The sequence below is a fragment of the Pseudomonas sp. CIP-10 genome (genome assembly GCF_020911845.1).
In the GTDB taxonomy this organism is placed as follows: Bacteria; Pseudomonadota; Gammaproteobacteria; order Pseudomonadales; family Pseudomonadaceae; genus Aquipseudomonas; species Aquipseudomonas alloputida.
On the sequence record NZ_CP087160.1, the window covers coordinates 5,106,018 to 5,122,084 of the forward strand.

The following is a 16,067-nucleotide window of genomic DNA, read 5'->3' on the forward strand; positions in this document are numbered from 1 at the left end:
TCGGCGTACGCAGATCGTTGTAGGAGCGGGCTTGCCCGCGAATGGGCCGCAGAGCGGCCCCAAGCGTCACCTCAGAAGTCGAAGAAAACGGTCTCCCCTTCCCCCTGAATACGGATATCAAAGCGGTACGCCGTCTTCCCATCCACTTCGCAACGCTTGGCAATCAAGGTTTCACGCCGCTGCGGCTGCTCGATCAGGTTGAGCACCGGGCACTTGGCATTGGCCTGGGCCTCATCATCGAAATACAGGCGCGTGTGCAGGTGGATGTTGATGCCACGGGCAAACAGGCTGATGTTGATGTGCGGCGCCATCGGCACGCCCGCAGCGTTGTTCACCACACCCGGCTTGACCGTGTGCAGCGTCCACTCACCGGCATCGAAGGTCGTGGCGGTGCGGCCGAAGCTGTTGAAGGCGTTTTCCAGGTTGTAGGCATCCTGGTACTCGCCGTTAGCGTCGGCCTGCCACACTTCCAGGAACGAGTCGCGCACCAGGTGGCCATTACCGTCATACACCTGGCCGAGCAGCAGAATGTGCTCGCCTGGCGCGTCTGGCTTGGCCAGGCGGTTCCAGATTTCCTGATCGCGGGTCGGGTTGCCGGCCGCTTCCAGGGCCAGGCCGATGTGCACGTAGGGGCCGGCAGTCTGCGAAGGGGTTTCCGGCAGCAGTTCGATTGGCATGGCGGGGTCCTCAGCAGTTTTCGAAGTGGGTCTTGCGCTGGCCGCGCAGCACGATGTCGAAGCGGTAGGCCAGGCAGTCCATCGGGTTGGCGTTGCTCATGTCGAGCTTGGCGATCAACTGCTGCACGGCTTGCGGGTTGGCGATCGACTTGACGATCGGGCACATCGGGATCAGCGGGTCACCTTCGAAGTACAGCTGGGTGATCAGCTTGGTGGCGATCGATGGGCCGCTGATGGCGAAGTGGATATGCGCCGGGCGCCAGTCGTTCGGGCCGTTGCGCCATGGGTACGGGCCCGGCTTGATGGTGCGGAAGCTGTAGTAGCCGTCACGGTCGGTCAGGCACCGGCCAACACCACCGAAGTTCGGGTCCAGCGGCGCCAGGTAGCGATCGTTCTTGTGGCGATAGCGGCCGCCGGCGTTGGCTTGCCACATCTCCACCAGAGTGTTCGGCACAGGCTTGCCGTACTGGTCGACGACACGGCCGGCGACGATGATGCGCTCGCCAATGGGCAGCCCACCATTATTGAAGTTCAGCAGCAGGTCATGGTCGTGGGCGCCGAAGCCCAGGTGGGAAAAGTCCGGACCAGTGGTTTCGCTGATCGACTGCGGAATGCTGACCAGTGCCTGGCGCGGCGAGCGGGCAACGGAGGTCTTGTAGTCAGGCGTAAGGGCTTTAGGGTGCCAGTTGCGATCACGGATCACGAAGCGGCTGTTGTCCTGGGCGGGCATGCCGGTTTCCTCTCTTGGAATTATGAGAACGCCTGGGCGTGGCAGGCGGACTTGCAGTTTCCGGCAGGTCGCGCGCGATGAATATTGAAATCGACCACCTCATACATAACCAAATGGTTATGGCTTAACACCTTTGCCTGACACCTGCCGCTTTCCTGAACTAATCTTTGACTTCTTGTTTCACGCTCGGGAGAGCATTCATGGAATGGCGAAAAGGCCGACGCAGCGACAACGTGGTCGATGCCCGGGGCGAAGGTGGCGGTGGCGGCATGCGCTTCGGCGGCGGCAAGGGGCTGGGGCTCGGGGCGATTCTGCTGATCATCGGCATCGGCTGGCTCACCGGGCAGGACCCGCTGCAGATTCTTGGCCAGCTCACCGGCCAGATGGAGCAACAGCAAACGGCCCCCAGTGGTACAAGCGCCAAGGCCCCCCCGGCCAACGACCAGCAGGCCGAGTTCGTCGCCTCGATTCTGGGCGACACTGAGGACACCTGGAAAGCCCTGTTCGCCCAGGCCGGCAAACAATACCGTGACCCCAAACTGGTCCTGTTCAGCGGCCAGGTCAATTCGGCCTGTGGTTTTGCCTCGGCAGCGGTCGGGCCGTTCTATTGCCCGGCGGACCAGCGGGTGTACCTGGACATGTCGTTCTTCCGTGAAATGGAAACCCGCTTCGCTGCAGCTGGCGACTTCGCCCAGGCCTACGTGATCGCCCATGAAATCGGTCACCATGTGCAGACACTGCTGGGCGTTTCGGCCAAGGTCGACGCCGCACGACGCGCCGGCCAGCGCATGGAGGGCGACAACGGCCTGTTGGTGCGCCAGGAGTTGCAGGCCGACTGTCTGGCCGGGGTATGGGCATACCAGGCGCAGAAACGCCTGAACTGGCTGGAGCCAGGCGATGTCGAGGAAGCGCTGAATGCGGCCAATGCCATTGGCGACGACCGCCTGCAGCAGCAAAGCCGCGGGCGCGTAGTGCCAGACTCGTTCACCCACGGTACCTCGGCGCAGCGGGTGCGCTGGTTCAAGGCCGGGTTTGCCGAAGGTGAAGTGAACCGCTGCGACACCTTCAGTGCACGCACCCTCTGATACCCGGTGCAACAGGGACCGCGTGAGACCGCTTGCTGACATTTTGCTGAAAAAGCGTTTCAGCTTCCCCAATCATGGCCGATAACCCCTGCACGAATCAGCGGGCATCCAGAACAACAACGCCTGGCGATCGAAGATCAAGAGAGCGAAATCAACTTCTGGAGAGCGTGCATGAACAGCTGGTTCGCCAACATCAGCGTCAACCTTAAACTCGGCCTGGGCTTCGGCCTGGTGCTGGTCCTCACTGGCCTGCTGGCCCTCACCGGCTGGACCAGCCTGGGCAGCCTGATCGACCGTAGCAACTGGATGGGCGATATTGGCCAGTTGAACAAGGACCTCACCGATCTGCGCATTGCGCGCCTGCAGTACATGATCGCCAACGGCGACGATACCGCCGCCGCCAACACCCTGGCCAAGCTGGACGCATTCAGCAAGCAGCAGGCCTACCTGGCCACCACCTTCAAAAGCCCGGAGAACGTCAAGCTGCTGGGTGAGCTTGGCGATACCATCAGCGCCTACAAGCTGTCGCTGAACAAGATGCGCCAGGGCTACGACGCCACCCGCGCAGCGCGCGTTTCCATGAACAGCTCGGCCATCCGCGCCGACCAGGCCATGGATGCGCTCAGCCAGGAGGTGATGGCTCGCCCCGAGGCTGACAGTGCGCGCCTGGCTCAGTACCAGCTGATCAGCAAGGCCCGCCAGCAATTGCTGCAGGTACGCATCGATGTGCGTGGCTACATCGCCGAGAACAGCAGCGCCAACGAGCAGGCCGCCCTGCGCCAGCTGGATGCAGCACTGGCCGATATCGACAACCTCAAGCGCCAGCTGCCCAGCGAAGACGCGCGCCTGCAACAGTTCGAAAACGCAGTACTGGCCTATCGTGACGCCGTACGCCAGTTCCGCGACGCGGTTGCCAACATCACCACCTCGCGCGCCGAAATGACCGTGCAGGGTGCCGACATCGTCAAGCGCAGCGACGCGTTGTACCAGATCCAGCTAGAGCGCCGTGACATCGAGAGTACCCAGGCCCGCAGCCTGCAGGCCATCGCCACACTGCTGGCGCTGCTGGTCGGCGTGCTGGCGGCGGTGCTGATCACCCGCCAGATCACCCGCCCGTTGCAAGACACCCTGGTGGCCGTGGAAAAAATCGCCAGTGGCGACCTTACCCAGCACATGCGCGTCACCCGCCGTGACGAACTGGGCGTGCTGCAGCAAGGCATCGCGCGCATGGGCACCACCCTGCGCGAGCTGATCAGCGGCATCCGCGATGGCGTCACCCAGATTGCCAGCGCCGCCGAAGAGCTGTCGGCAGTCACCGAACAGACCAGCGCGGGCGCCAACAGCCAGAAAGTCGAGACCGACCAGGTGGCCACCGCCATGCACGAAATGGCCGCTACCGTTCAGGAAGTGGCGCGCAATGCCGAGCAGGCCTCACATGCAGCTACAGGTGCCGATGACGAAGCCCGTGCCGGCGACCGCGTGGTGGGCGAAGCGATTGGCCAGATCGAACGCCTGGCCGAAGACATGCACCGTTCCACCGAGGCCATGAACCTGCTGCAGCAGGAAAGCCAGAAAATTGGTAGCGTGATGGACGTGATCAAGTCGGTGGCCGAACAGACCAACCTGCTGGCGCTCAACGCAGCGATCGAGGCAGCGCGTGCCGGCGAGGCAGGCCGTGGCTTTGCCGTGGTTGCCGACGAAGTGCGCGGCCTGGCCCAGCGCACGCAGAAGTCTACCGAAGAGATCGAAGAACTGATTGCCAGCCTGCAGCACGGTACCCAGCAAGTGGCGAATGCCATGCAGGGCAGCCGTACCCTGACCGACAGCAGCGTCGAACTGGCGCGAAAGGCCGGGTCATCGCTGGAGAGCATTACCAGTACGGTATCGAGCATCCAGTCGATGAACCAGCAGATTGCTGCGGCGGCAGAGCAGCAGAGTGCGGTGGCTGAAGAGATCAGCCGAAGCATCCTGAATGTGCGTGATGTGTCAGAGCAAACCGCAGCAGCCAGTGACGAGACGGCAGCGTCGAGTGTGGAGCTGGCGCGGTTGGGTGGGCAGTTGCAGACACTGGTCAGCCAGTTCCGCGTCTGACCTTTGGAACCTGGGGCCGCTTTGCGGCCCTTTCGCGACACAAGGCCCCAACGCAGGTCCTCGTGGGAGCGGCCTTGTGTCGCGATAGGAGGGCAAAGCCCTCCCGGCGTTCTGACAGGTACTACTTGACGATCATCCCTACCCCACGCCCACGTGGGTCGGAAGCGGTCTCAAGCTTCGCCCCATCGACGCGGATCGCCTGGATGTCGCCCATCTCCCAGCCCTGGTCCTCCAGCACATAGCCCATCTTCTTCAGCTCCTCAGCTACCCGCCCGGTCAGCGGCGCATAGCTGTCGAAGTAGATGGTGTCCTTGGGCAGCAACTGATGGTGCACGCGCTGCGCCGCCACCGCCTTGTCCAGCGGCATGCCGTAGTCGTACAGGTTGTTCATCACCTGGAAGATCGAGGTGAAGATCCGCGAGCCACCCGGGGTACCGATAACCAGCTCGACCTTGCCATCGCGGGTCATCAGGCTGGGGCTCATCGACGACAGCATGCGCTTGCCCGGTTCGATCGCGTTGGCATCACCGCCGACCACGCCAAAGGCGTTCGCCGCCCCCGGCTTGGCGCTGAAGTCATCCATCTCGTCGTTGAGCAGGAAACCGGCACCCTTCACCACGACGCCACTGCCGTAGTCGAGGTTGAGGGTGTAGGTATTGCTGACCGCGTTGCCCTGCTTGTCGACGATCGAGAAATGCGTGGTCTGGTGCGGTTCAAGGCCCGGCTTGACTTTGTCGGTTGCGGAAATGGCCTTCGGGTTGACCTGGGCTGCGCGGTTGGCCAGGTAATCCTTGGCCACCAACTGGTCCACCGGCACCTTGGTGAAGGCCGGGTCGCCCAGGTAGTCGGCGCGGTCGGCGAACACCCGCTTCTCGATCTCGGCCAGCAGGTGGATGTACTGCGCCGAGTTATGCGCCACCCCTTTAAAGTCGGCCGCGCGGTCTTCCTTGATGCCCAGCAACTGGGCCAGCGCCACACCGCCTGAGCTCGGCGGTGGCGCGGTATACACCACATTGCCACGCCAGCTCACGGCCATCGGTTCACGCCATACCGCCTTGTAATCCTTGAGGTCATCTTTGGTAATCAGGCCTTTGTCAGCCTGCATCTGCGCCACCAGCAAATCGGCGGTCTTGCCTTGATAGAACTCGCTCACGCCCTTGTCGGCTATACGCTCCAGGGTCTGGGCCATTTCCGGCTGCTTGAACAGCTCGCCGACCTTCATGTTGCCGAAGTAATCGTTGAAGTTGGTCGCCGTCTTGAACATGCCTTGGGCATCGTTGCGGTACTGGTACTGCTTTTCCGCCACCTTGAAGCCATTTTTCGCATAGCCGATGGCCGGGGTCAGCAACTCGCTCCAGGGCAGCTTGCCGAACTTCTGGTGCGCCTCCCACAGGCCCATTACCGTACCGGGTACGCCTGCGGCGCGTGCCCCAACCAGGCTGAGGTTCTCGATGACCTCGCCCTTGTCGTCCAGGTACATGTTGCGCGTGGCGGCCTTGGGCGCGACTTCGCGGTAGTCGAGGAAGTAAGGCTTGCCATCGACAAACAGGGTCATGAAGCCGCCACCGCCGATATTACCGGCCTCTGGGTAAGTCACCGCCAGGGTGAAGGCGGTCGCTACTGCCGCGTCCACCGCGTTGCCGCCCTTTTTCAGAATATCGGCGGCCACCTGTGCACCATATTGATCGGGGGCGGCCACCGCGCCGCCCTCCAGGGTGGCGGCGTAAACTGAGGAACAGCTCAGGATCGCGGCTGCGAGAGCCAGATACTGGAAAGGGACAATACGCATGACACTTCCTTGGTGTTGTTTTTGTTGAGCAGTCAGTAAGGCCGAAGCGCTTCGACTGTGCAATCAACCGTCGGAAGTTTCGCCGCCTGTGGACAGGATTTGTCGCGATCAGGCAACTCAGCAGGCGTACATCGCCAGCTTGCGCTGGATGAAATCCAGGAAGCACTGGATGCGCAGTGCCAACTGGGTGTTGCGGTAATACACCGCGTGGATCGGCTGACGGTAGCCATTGTTGGCCTCGCTCAGCAGCACCTGTAGGCGCCCTGTGCGGATATCTTCGTGGGTCATGAAGTGCGACAGGCTGACGATGCCCTCCCCGGCCAACGCCAGCTGGCGCAGGGTTTCGCCGCTGGAAGCAACCAACGCCGGGCGGATGCTCCAGCGATCGCCCTGAGCGTGACGTAGCGGCCAATGATTGAGCGACTCCGGTTGGCTGAAGCCGAGCAGACAGTGGTTGGCCAGCTCCTCGACCTGCCGTGGCGTGCCGTGCTGCTCCAGGTAGGCCGGACTGGCCAGCACCTGCACCGGACTACAACCCAGGCTGCGCGCGTGCAGGCTGGAGTCGGCCAGCTCTCCGATGCGGATCGCCACATCAGTGCTCTGCTCCAGCAGGTCGATGATCAGGTCGTCGGTGTTGAGCTCCAGTTCGATGCCCGGGTACTGGCGGCGGAACTCGCCGATCCACGGCAGGATGGCATGCAGCATGAACGGCGCAGCGGCATTGATGCGCAATCGCCCGGTCGGGGTCTGGCGGTTCATCGACAGACGCTCTTCCATCTCGTCCATCTGCTGCAGGATCAGCCGCGAGCGCTCAAGAAAGTAGCGCCCCTCTTCGGTAAGGTCCATGCGCCGGGTGGTGCGGTTAACCAGCGTGGTGCCCAGCTTGCCCTCCAGGCGCGACAGGGTGCGGCTGACGGCAGACGGGGTCTGGCCCATCTGCTCGGCAGCAGCGGAAATCGAGCCGCAGTCGATGACGGCGACGAATACCTGGAGTTCTTCGGATCGGGTTTTCACATTCAGGCCTGCGGCTGATATCAATCCGGATTAGATCGCCTTGCCGAACACCTTGTCCAGATGCGCCTCGTAGGCCGCCAGTGCCGCCGGCACATCCGGGCGCTTCATCACATCCACAGCCAGGAAGGTCGGCAGTCCGGTCATACCCAGGAACTGGTTGGCCTTGTGGAACGGGAAGTACACGGCATCCACCCCCTTGCCTTCAAAGAAATCGCTGGGGTCATCGAACGCCTGCTGCGGCGCGTTCCAGGTCAGCGACAACATGTATTGCTTGCCGTGCACCAAACCACCGCTGCCGTATTTCTGCGAGTGGTCCGAACGGGTACGGCCATCATTGGCATACAGGCTGCCGTGGCCGGCAGTGAACACGTCGTCGATGTACTTCTTGACGGTCCACGGCGCGCCCATCCACCAGCCGGGCATCTGATAGATCACCACATCGGCCCAGAGGAATTTCTCCACCTCTTCCTGGGCATCGTACCCGCCATCGATGAACGTCTGGCGCACATCGAAGCCGGCGCGGTCCAGGTGAGCGATGGCCGCTTCGTGCAAGGTCGCGTTGAGACGGCCTTCGGAGTGAGCGAACTGTTTACCACCATTGAGCAGAAGGATCTTTTTCATGCTGGCCTCCACGGCCGAGTCAAAAATTGATGCCGGCAGGTTAGAGGCTCGCGGGGGCGGGATACAGCGGTGACGGGGCAAAATACAATTGACCAGAAGTCACGAATGAGCAATACATTATTGCCGTAGAATAGCGTCACCCCCCATCACCGAGTAGCGCCCCATGAGTGAGCCGTTCGCCTTTATCCTCAAAGCCAAGACCCGCCCGGAAATGGCTGATGCGTTCGAAAACCTGTTCCGTCCCTACGTCGAGCCAAGCCGCCAGGAACCCGGCTGCATCGAATACCACATGCTGCGCGACCAGCAGGACCCGAGCCTGTTTGTGTTCTTCGAAGTGTGGGCCGACAAAGCTGCGCTGGACGTGCACTCGGCCCTCCCGCACATGGCTGCCTTCTTCGAAAAACGCATGGATTACCTGGAGCGCGATTTCGATATCCAGAGGGTCGACATGCTCAGCGCTTCGTCCGCTAGCCGTTGATCAGCAGATGGACGCCGAGTGCGGCCAGCCCGATGAAAAAGCAACGCTTGAACAGCAGCGCGCTGATCCGCTGACGCAGCCACTGGCCCGCCAGCATGCCGAGCAAAGCCGGCGCCAGCATCAGCAGCGACGCCCCCAACGCCTGGCCCCCCAAGGCGTCCTGCCCGGCCAGGCCTAGGGCCAAGGCCAGGGTCGACACCGTAAACGACAGGCCCAGGGCCTGGATCAACTGCTCGCGGCTCAAGCCCAGGCTCTGCAGGTAAGGTACCGCTGGCATCACGAACACTCCGGTCGACGCCGTGACCACACCCGTGACCAGCCCGCAAAGCGGTCCCAGCCAGCGCTCGTGTCCCGGGCCCACCTGCAGGCCCGGGCCGACCACCCCATACAACGCGTAGACCAGCAAGGCGGCCCCCAACGCGTGCCCAGCCCAGGGGCCACTGCTGATTCCCAGCCAGGCGCTACCCAGCAAGGTGCCGACAACGATCAATGCCAGCATTGGCCCCAGGCGGACCAACAACCCTCGCAGATGCCCGCCGCTGGCCAGCTGCCACAGGTTGGTGAGTGTCGAGGGCACGATCAACAACGCGGCAGCCTGCGCAGGTGGCATAGCCAGGCCCAACAGGCCCATGGCAATGGTGGGCAGGCCCAGGCCGATGACCCCCTTCACTGCGCCCGCCAGCAGAAAGGTCAGTACAACCAGCAACGACAGTGCCGGGCCAATGTTCTGGTAAAACGCGAGCAAGGTAGTCATGGGCCGATGATGCCGTGCCCCGGGCGACGTGAGAATCTGCCATATACTCAGCCAGCCTCTTGCCAGGACAGAGCCACATGCATTTCGACCTGATCGACCTCAAGCTGTTCCAGCACACCCTGGAGTGCGGCAACATCACCGCCGGCGCCAGCCGCAGCCATCTGTCACTGCCAGCAGCCAGTGCGCGCATCCGCGCCATGGAAGCATCGCTGGGCATTCCCTTGCTGGAACGTAACCGCCGTGGCGTCCAACCAACGCCGGCTGGCCAGGCACTCTTGCAGCATGCACGGCTGATAACACAGCAAGTCGAACGCCTGCAGTTCGACCTGGGCCTGTACGCGCAAGGGCAGCAAGGCCAAGTGCGCCTGCTGTGCAACACCGCAGCGCTGACCGAATACTTGCCCGAACTGCTGGCCAGCTATCTGGCTGAAAACCCTGGAGTCAGCGTGGATGTGCAAGAGCTGCCAAGTTTGCGCATCGTGCAGGCAATTACCCAAGGCATGGCCGACCTGGGCATCGTGTCCACAGCCGCCCCCAACGAGCACCTGCAGACCCGGCCGTTTCGAGACGACCCGCTGGTGCTAGTGGCGCCACAGGGCCACCCCCTGGCCAGTGCGCTGGCGCCAAGTTTCGTCGACAGCCTGGCCCATGGCTATGTCGGCCTGGGGGCCGGCAGTGCACTGGGGTTGTACCTGGAAGAGCAAGCGCTGCACGAGGGGCAGCGCATGCAGGTTCGGGTACGAGCAGAGGGGTTTGATGGGGTGATCCGCATGGTCGCGGGCGGGGCCGGAATCGGGGTGGTGCCGCTGGCAGCAGTGCAGCGCTGGCAAGGGATGCTGCCGTTGCACTGGGTGGCGCTGCAGGAGCCATGGGCCAACCGCCGGCTGCTGGTGTGCGCGCGGGATTTCGCGGCATTACCAGGCTATGCCGCCGGACTGGTATCCGCCCTTATCCACTGACAGCCTTCGCTGGCACGCCTGCTTTCACAAACTCGTTCGCGTACCGCTCGGACCGTGAAGGTATTGATACCCCCCTGGGGTATTCGTGAAAGGGTACGGCGACCTCCTACTTCAGATAAGAACGTAGCAACGCCGCCACCTTGTCTGCCTCGTCCTGCCGTTCCTCGGCACTCAGGCCGTCCGCCACGAGGTGATCGCGGATGTGCCCTTCCATCACCTCGGCCATCAGCCCGTTCACCGCGCCGCGCACGGCAGCGATCTGCTGCAGGATCGCCAGGCAGTCCTTGTCCTGCTCCAGCGCCGTCTCCAGGGCGGCGGCTTGGCCTTTGATCTTGCGCACCCGGGTCAACAGCTGCTTCTTGCTCTTCAGGGTATGTGCCATTGGGTTTCACGCCATGCTAGGTATACTGGGGTATAGTATTTTTCTCGATCTTCCGGGAGCATGATAAACCATGGCGACACAAACCTCAGACCGCTGGCAGCACAGCCACCAGTTCCACACCAGCAACCTGGGCGCTGAGCGCAAAACCCGCCTGGCGGTTTGGCTGACCGCAGTGATGATGGTGGCGGAGGTTGCCGGAGGCTGGTACTTCAACTCCATGGCGCTGCTGGCCGACGGCTGGCACATGAGCTCCCACGCCCTGGCACTTGGCCTGTCCTTGCTGGCCTACGCTGCCGCTCGGCGCTATGCAGGTGACCGGCGCTTTGCCTTCGGCACCTGGAAGATCGAAATTCTCGGTGGCTACTCCAGCGCATTGCTATTGCTGGGCGTGGCCGGACTGATGGCGTTCCAGTCGGTGGAACGGCTGTTGGTGCCGGGACAGATCCACTATGACGAGGCGATCTTGATTGCCGTGGCGGGCCTCGCCGTCAACCTCATCTGCGCCTGGCTGCTACGCGATGACCATCATCATGACCATCACCCTCACAGCCACGATCATCACCATCACCATCACCATCACCATCACCACCACCACCACCACCACCACGACCTGAACCTGCGCTCGGCCTACCTGCATGTGATGGCCGATGCCGCCACTTCGGTGCTGGCCATTGCTGCCTTGCTGGCCGGCAAGTTCTGGGGCGCCAGTTGGCTCGACCCAGCGATGGGCCTCGTCGGTGCGCTGCTGGTCGCGCTGTGGGCCCGTGGCCTGCTGCGCGATACCGGGCGAGTGTTACTGGACGCCGAGATGGACGCCCCGGTTGTGGCGGAAATCCGCGAAGTGGTCGCGCAATTGCCGGCGCCGGCCAGTATCACCGACCTGCATGTCTGGCGGGTGGGCAGGGACCAGTACGCCTGCATTCTTGGCCTGGCCACCCAGGCCACACTGAATGCCGACGGCGTGCGCCAGGCCCTGGCCGTGCACGAAGAGTTGGCGCACATCACTGTCGAGGTAAACCGCCTGCCATAGCGCGACCAGACACCTGGACGTCGAGCCCAGGCAACTGCTGCGCGGCCGTTGGGCCTATGGTGACCCGTCATTCAGCCAGTCACCAGGAGTTGTGCCATGTCCGATTTCATCACCGTCCTGCGCGAAACCTGCCCGACGCCGGTCGTGGACGCCACCAAGTGGAAGCGCATCGGCGGCGATCCGCACACCGTCAACCTCAATGCCTACCTGTCGGCCGACGGCAGCAAGATCATGGGCACCTGGATCTGCACCCCGGGCAAGTTCGAGGTCAACTACGATAAATGGGAGTTCTGCCACTTCCTCGATGGCTATTGCATCATCACCCCGGAAGGCGAAGAGCCCAAGCACCTGAAGGCGGGTGATGTGTTCGTGATCGAACCGGGCATGAAAGGTACGTGGGAAGTGGTCGAGACTGTACGTAAGTATTTCGTCTTCGCCTGACCTGCAGGCGCGGGTTTAGCTGCGAATGCGGCGGTGAGGCTTCTGCAGCATTCGCGGGTGAACCCGCGCCTACAACGGCCGCGCACTACCTGTAAGCGTGGACAAAAAAATCGCGGAGCAGACGCCCTTCCCTCTGGTGCGCAGTTACAGAGGGAAGGCCACCTGGCCCGCGATGAAGTCCACCTCTTGCATCAATCCTTCTTGCGATAACCCTCGACGATGGCCGAGAAGTCCTTGCCACCCTCGCCTCGCAGGCTCATGGCCTGGTACAACTGCTGGGCCACGGCACCGAGAATCACCGGTTGGTGTGCCTGGCGTGCCGCTTCGGTAGCCAGACCGAGGTCCTTGAGCATGAGTTCGGCGCCAAAGCCACCGGTGTAGCCACGCGATGCCGGTGCGGTTTCGATGACGCCCGGCCACGGGTTGTAGGTGTCCGAACTCCAGCAACGCCCGGTCGAACTGTTGATGATGCCGGCCAGCACCTTGGTATCGATACCCAACGCGTTACCCAGGGCCATGGCCTCGGACACGCCGATCATCGAAATGCCGAGCAGCAGGTTATTGCAGATCTTGGCGATCTGGCCGGTACCGACTTCCCCGCAGTGCACGATGTTGCGGCCCATCTGCTCCAGTACCGGCTTGAGGCTGGCGAACAACTCGGTACTGGCGCCGACCATGAACGTCAGGGTGCCGGCCGCCGCACCGCCAGTACCACCGGAAACCGGCGCATCCCCCATGTCCACACCCTTTGCCGCTGCGGCCTTGGACACATCACGTGCGGTCTGCGGGTCGATGGTGCTGCAGTCAACGGTCGGCGTGCCAGGGCGAATGCCGGCCAGTACGCCGTCCTCGCTCAAGTACACGCTGCGCACATGGGCTGCGGCCGGCAGCATGGTGATCACCAGCTCGCTGTTGGCCGCCGCGTCCTTGGGCGAGGGGCTGATCTGCCCGCCCAGTTCTGCCAGCTCGGCCAGCACGGCCTTGTTCAGGTCGAACAGGTTCAGCTGATGTCCGGCCTTGATCAGGTTGCGGGCCATGGGCGCGCCCATGTTGCCCAGGCCGATGAATGCGATACGCATGACGTACTCCTTAGCGCAGGCTAATGGTGGTGTTCACACCGTCGTTGACGCTGTCGTCATCGAACCAGCGAGCCGTGACGGTCTTGGTCTGAGTGTAGAACTGCACCACTTGCTTGCCGTACGGCCCGAGGTCACCGAGTTTGGAACCCCGCGAGCCGGTGAAGCTGAAGAACGGTACGGGTACCGGGATCGGGATGTTGATGCCGACCTGGCCAATATCGATTTCGCTCTGGAACTTGCGGGCCGCAGCGCCGCTCTGGGTGAACAGGCCGGTGCCGTTGCCGAACGGGTTGGCGTTGACCAGGGCGATGGCCTCGTCGAGCGTATCGACTTCCAGGGTCACCAGCACCGGGCCGAAGATTTCCTGGGTATACACCTGCATGTCGGTCTTCACGCCCGAGAACAGGGTTGGGCCGACGAAGTTGCCTTGCTCGTAGCCCGGCACCTTGACGTCACGGCCGTCAAGTTCCAGCTTGGCGCCTTCCTTGATACCGCTTTCGATCAAGCCCAGCACACGTTCCTTGGCACGCTTGGATACCACCGGGCCAACGTCGGTGCCCGGCTCACAGCCAGCATTGACCTTGAGCTTGCTGGCAGCCTCCTTGATATCCGGCAACCATTCGCGGGCCTTGCCCACCAACACCGCCACCGAGGTCGCCATGCAGCGCTGGCCCGCCGCGCCGAAGGCAGCACCCACCAGCGCATTGATGGTTTGTGTGCGGTTGGCATCAGGCAACACCACCGCGTGGTTCTTGGCGCCCATCATTGACTGCACACGCTTGCCATGCTGGCTGCCAAGGTTGTAAACGTGCGTGCCGACTTCAGTCGAGCCCACGAAGGAAATCGCCTTGATGTCCTGGTGGGTGCAAATGGCATCCACCACCTGCTTACCGCCGTGCACCACGTTCAGCACACCGGCCGGTACGCCGGCTTCCAGCGCCAGCTCGACCAGTAGCATGGTCGACAGCGGGTCCTGCTCGGACGGTTTGAGCACGAACGTGTTGCCGCAGACAATGGCCATAGGGAACATCCACAGCGGGATCATTGCCGGGAAGTTGAACGGGGTGATGCCAGCGCATACGCCGATCGGCTGGCGCAGGGTGTAGGTATCGACACCGCCGGCGACGTTCTCGGCAAATTCGCCCATCTGCAGGGTGCCAATGGACGCCGCGTGCTCGACCACTTCCAGGCCGCGGAAGATATCGCCTTCAGCGTCGGCCAGGGTTTTGCCCTGCTCGGCGCTGAGCACCTGGGCAATGCGTTTGGTGTGTTCGCGGATCAGCGCCTGCAGCTTGAGCATGATGCGCATGCGCGCGCCGATCGGGGTGTTACGCCACGTCTGGAAAGCGCGGTGAGCAGCGGCCACGGCTGCATCGACTTCCTCGACGGTGGCGAACGGTACGCGCGCCAGCACCTCTTGGGTGGCCGGGTTGACGATGTCACGCCATTCGGTGGTTTTGGACTCGACCCACTGGCCGTCGATCAGCAGCTTGACCTGCTCGACCTTGGTGCTGTTAGGGGATTGCGGTGCGTTCATCTGCGTTCTCCTTGGAATTGTTGTCGGGACGAGATCGCCAGCGCCGGGCAAACGCGGGGTGGCGTCCTGAGGCTTGTTTCGAGTATAGATGTGCAAACATCCAACAAGAATGCACAAAAAAACCGGATCATCATGCAAAAAGACCTCACATCCCTGAGCGCGCTCAACTGGGACGATTTGAAGTTCTTCCTCGAAGTGGCTCGCACCCGCAAGGCCAGCAGTGCCGCCAAACGGCTGAGCGTGGACTACACCACCGTGTCGCGACGCATCAGCTCGCTGGAGGGTGCGCTGGGCACCTTGCTGTTCGAAAAGTCGCGCACCAACGGCTTTGTGCTGACCGCCGAGGGCCAGCGCCTGCTGGGCTATGCCGAATCGATCGAGAGCACGCTGCACATGGCTTGCGAGCAGGTGTCCGGGTCGGGGGTGGCGTTGTCGGGCCATGTGCGCATGGGCTGCACGGAGGGCTTTGGCAGCTTTTTCATCACGCCGCAGCTAAGCCACTTCGTCGACGCCTACCCGGCGATTTCGGTGGACATCCTGCCGCTGCCGCACTTCATCAGCCTGTCCAAGCGTGAGGCGGACATCGTCATCGCGCTGGAGCGGCCCGAGCACGGGCCTTATGTGTGCTGCAAGCTGTGCGACTACCGCCTGCGGCTGTATGCCACCCAGGGCTACCTGGACAGCCACGCGCCGATCCGCCAGGTGACGGACCTGGCCAAACACCCCTTCATCAGTTACGTGGATGACCTGGCGTTCAGCTCCGAGCTGCTGTACCTGGCCAACCTGATCCCCAACGCCAGCGCACATTTGCGCAGTACCAGCGTGATCGCGCAGTACACGGCAGCGCTGCAGGGGCGTGGGCTGGCAATATTGCCGTGCTTCCTCGCCGCGCAGGACCCGCGATTGGTCACGGTGTTGCCGGAGGAGATCGAGGTGACGCGGCAGTTCTGGATGTATTGCCGGGAGGATTTGCGCAAGTTGAAACGGATTACCCTGTTGTGGGATTACATCCGTAGGGTGACCGAGGCCAATGCGCCTTTGCTGATGGGTGAAACCCGCGAAATGCGCTTTGCGCAGGAATGATCGACAAGGAGTAAGGGTGATTCATCCTACCCAGAGCAAGGGTGCCAAAGCAACGACTTGTGACAGGGGTTGTAACAGCACTTGTGACACTGAAGCCAAGGCGAAAAATGCACTCCGAAAGCTAATGGCATGCGCGATTTATTAGAAATCAGTCTGCTGCGACCGTAGGCAGAACTATCAACGTGCTCTGCCATGGGCCGGTAAAACCTTGGGCACATAGACCCTTTGGTAGCGTAAAGCACCGGAGGTATCAAAGAACATCTATGAGGGTCTATGTGGTCCCGTTAGAAGCCTCTTACGTACTGACTTTTGGAGGC

16 protein-coding genes are annotated in these 16,067 nt (G+C 62.5%); 7 read left to right on the forward strand and 9 right to left on the reverse strand.

Features of this window, described 5'->3' with window-relative positions; genetic code table 11:
* Positions 1-71 precede the first annotated feature (71 nt).
* Positions 72-677 carry a protocatechuate 3,4-dioxygenase subunit alpha gene (gene pcaG / locus LMH93_RS23065; protein WP_003251601.1) on the reverse strand — a complete coding sequence of 202 codons (606 nt, stop codon included), beginning with the start codon at positions 675-677 and terminating at the stop codon, positions 72-74.
* A gap of 10 nt (positions 678-687) precedes the next feature.
* The gene (pcaH, locus tag LMH93_RS23070; RefSeq protein ID WP_009682255.1) at positions 688-1,407 is read right to left on the reverse strand and encodes a protocatechuate 3,4-dioxygenase subunit beta; all 720 of its coding nucleotides are present in this window, start codon (positions 1,405-1,407) and stop codon (positions 688-690) included.
* 200 nt (positions 1,408-1,607) lie between these two features.
* Here pcaH and ypfJ point away from each other — a divergent pair, with 200 nt between their 5' ends.
* On the forward strand, positions 1,608-2,492 hold the full coding sequence (gene ypfJ / locus LMH93_RS23075) for a KPN_02809 family neutral zinc metallopeptidase (RefSeq protein ID WP_230064614.1): 885 nt from the start codon (positions 1,608-1,610) through the stop codon (positions 2,490-2,492).
* A gap of 171 nt (positions 2,493-2,663) precedes the next feature.
* Positions 2,664-4,583 carry a methyl-accepting chemotaxis protein gene (locus tag LMH93_RS23080; protein WP_003251595.1) on the forward strand — a complete coding sequence of 640 codons (1,920 nt, stop codon included), beginning with the start codon at positions 2,664-2,666 and terminating at the stop codon, positions 4,581-4,583.
* 121 nt (positions 4,584-4,704) lie between these two features.
* Here LMH93_RS23080 and ggt read toward each other — a convergent pair whose 3' ends face one another.
* The 3 genes from ggt to LMH93_RS23095 all read right to left on the reverse strand — a co-directional run bounded on the left by ggt (position 4,705) and on the right by LMH93_RS23095 (position 8,007).
* On the reverse strand, positions 4,705-6,372 hold the full coding sequence (gene ggt, locus LMH93_RS23085) for a gamma-glutamyltransferase (RefSeq protein WP_230064615.1): 1,668 nt from the start codon (positions 6,370-6,372) through the stop codon (positions 4,705-4,707).
* 117 nt (positions 6,373-6,489) lie between these two features.
* Positions 6,490-7,386, reverse strand: a complete 897-nt coding sequence (locus LMH93_RS23090; RefSeq protein ID WP_003251593.1) for a LysR family transcriptional regulator — start codon at positions 7,384-7,386, stop codon at positions 6,490-6,492.
* A 30-nt stretch (positions 7,387-7,416) separates the two neighbouring features.
* Positions 7,417-8,007 (reverse strand): NAD(P)H-dependent oxidoreductase, encoded by a 591-nt coding sequence (locus LMH93_RS23095; protein ID WP_003251592.1) that lies wholly within the window; start codon positions 8,005-8,007, stop codon positions 7,417-7,419.
* Positions 8,008-8,170: 163 nt separating this feature from the next.
* On the opposite strand from LMH93_RS23095, the gene LMH93_RS23100 reads away from it, so the two are divergent.
* On the forward strand, positions 8,171-8,485 hold the full coding sequence (locus LMH93_RS23100; RefSeq protein WP_003251589.1) for a putative quinol monooxygenase: 315 nt from the start codon (positions 8,171-8,173) through the stop codon (positions 8,483-8,485).
* Here the strand turns inward: LMH93_RS23100 and LMH93_RS23105 are convergent.
* Positions 8,475-9,239, reverse strand: a complete 765-nt coding sequence (locus LMH93_RS23105; RefSeq protein ID WP_003251587.1) for a sulfite exporter TauE/SafE family protein — start codon at positions 9,237-9,239, stop codon at positions 8,475-8,477. The two genes, LMH93_RS23100 and LMH93_RS23105, sit on opposite strands and share 11 nt — an antisense overlap.
* Positions 9,240-9,316: 77 nt before the next feature.
* Here LMH93_RS23105 and LMH93_RS23110 point away from each other — a divergent pair, with 77 nt between their 5' ends.
* Positions 9,317-10,198, forward strand: a complete 882-nt coding sequence (locus LMH93_RS23110) for a LysR substrate-binding domain-containing protein (RefSeq protein WP_004575987.1) — start codon at positions 9,317-9,319, stop codon at positions 10,196-10,198.
* 106 nt (positions 10,199-10,304) lie between these two features.
* Here the strand turns inward: LMH93_RS23110 and LMH93_RS23115 are convergent, their stop codons facing one another.
* On the reverse strand, positions 10,305-10,580 hold the full coding sequence (locus tag LMH93_RS23115; protein ID WP_003251584.1) for a metal/formaldehyde-sensitive transcriptional repressor: 276 nt from the start codon (positions 10,578-10,580) through the stop codon (positions 10,305-10,307).
* A gap of 70 nt (positions 10,581-10,650) precedes the next feature.
* Here LMH93_RS23115 and dmeF point away from each other — a divergent pair, with 70 nt between their 5' ends.
* A complete protein-coding gene (dmeF, locus tag LMH93_RS23120; RefSeq protein ID WP_230064622.1) occupies positions 10,651-11,610 on the forward strand; it encodes a CDF family Co(II)/Ni(II) efflux transporter DmeF in 960 nt (319 codons plus the stop codon).
* 96 nt (positions 11,611-11,706) lie between these two features.
* The gene (locus tag LMH93_RS23125) at positions 11,707-12,051 is read left to right on the forward strand and encodes a cupin domain-containing protein (protein WP_003251579.1); all 345 of its coding nucleotides are present in this window, start codon (positions 11,707-11,709) and stop codon (positions 12,049-12,051) included.
* A 191-nt stretch (positions 12,052-12,242) separates the two neighbouring features.
* Here LMH93_RS23125 and mmsB read toward each other — a convergent pair whose 3' ends face one another.
* Positions 12,243-13,130: a 3-hydroxyisobutyrate dehydrogenase gene (mmsB, locus tag LMH93_RS23130; RefSeq protein ID WP_003251576.1), complete on the reverse strand. Its 888-nt coding sequence runs from the start codon at positions 13,128-13,130 to the stop codon at positions 12,243-12,245.
* Between the two features lie 10 nt (positions 13,131-13,140).
* Positions 13,141-14,667, reverse strand: coding sequence for a CoA-acylating methylmalonate-semialdehyde dehydrogenase (locus LMH93_RS23135; RefSeq protein ID WP_003251574.1), 1,527 nt, complete (start codon positions 14,665-14,667; stop codon positions 13,141-13,143).
* Between the two features lie 132 nt (positions 14,668-14,799).
* On the opposite strand from LMH93_RS23135, the gene LMH93_RS23140 reads away from it, so the two are divergent.
* On the forward strand, positions 14,800-15,750 hold the full coding sequence (locus tag LMH93_RS23140; protein WP_230064624.1) for a LysR family transcriptional regulator: 951 nt from the start codon (positions 14,800-14,802) through the stop codon (positions 15,748-15,750).
* The last annotated feature ends 317 nt before the right edge of the window (positions 15,751-16,067 follow it).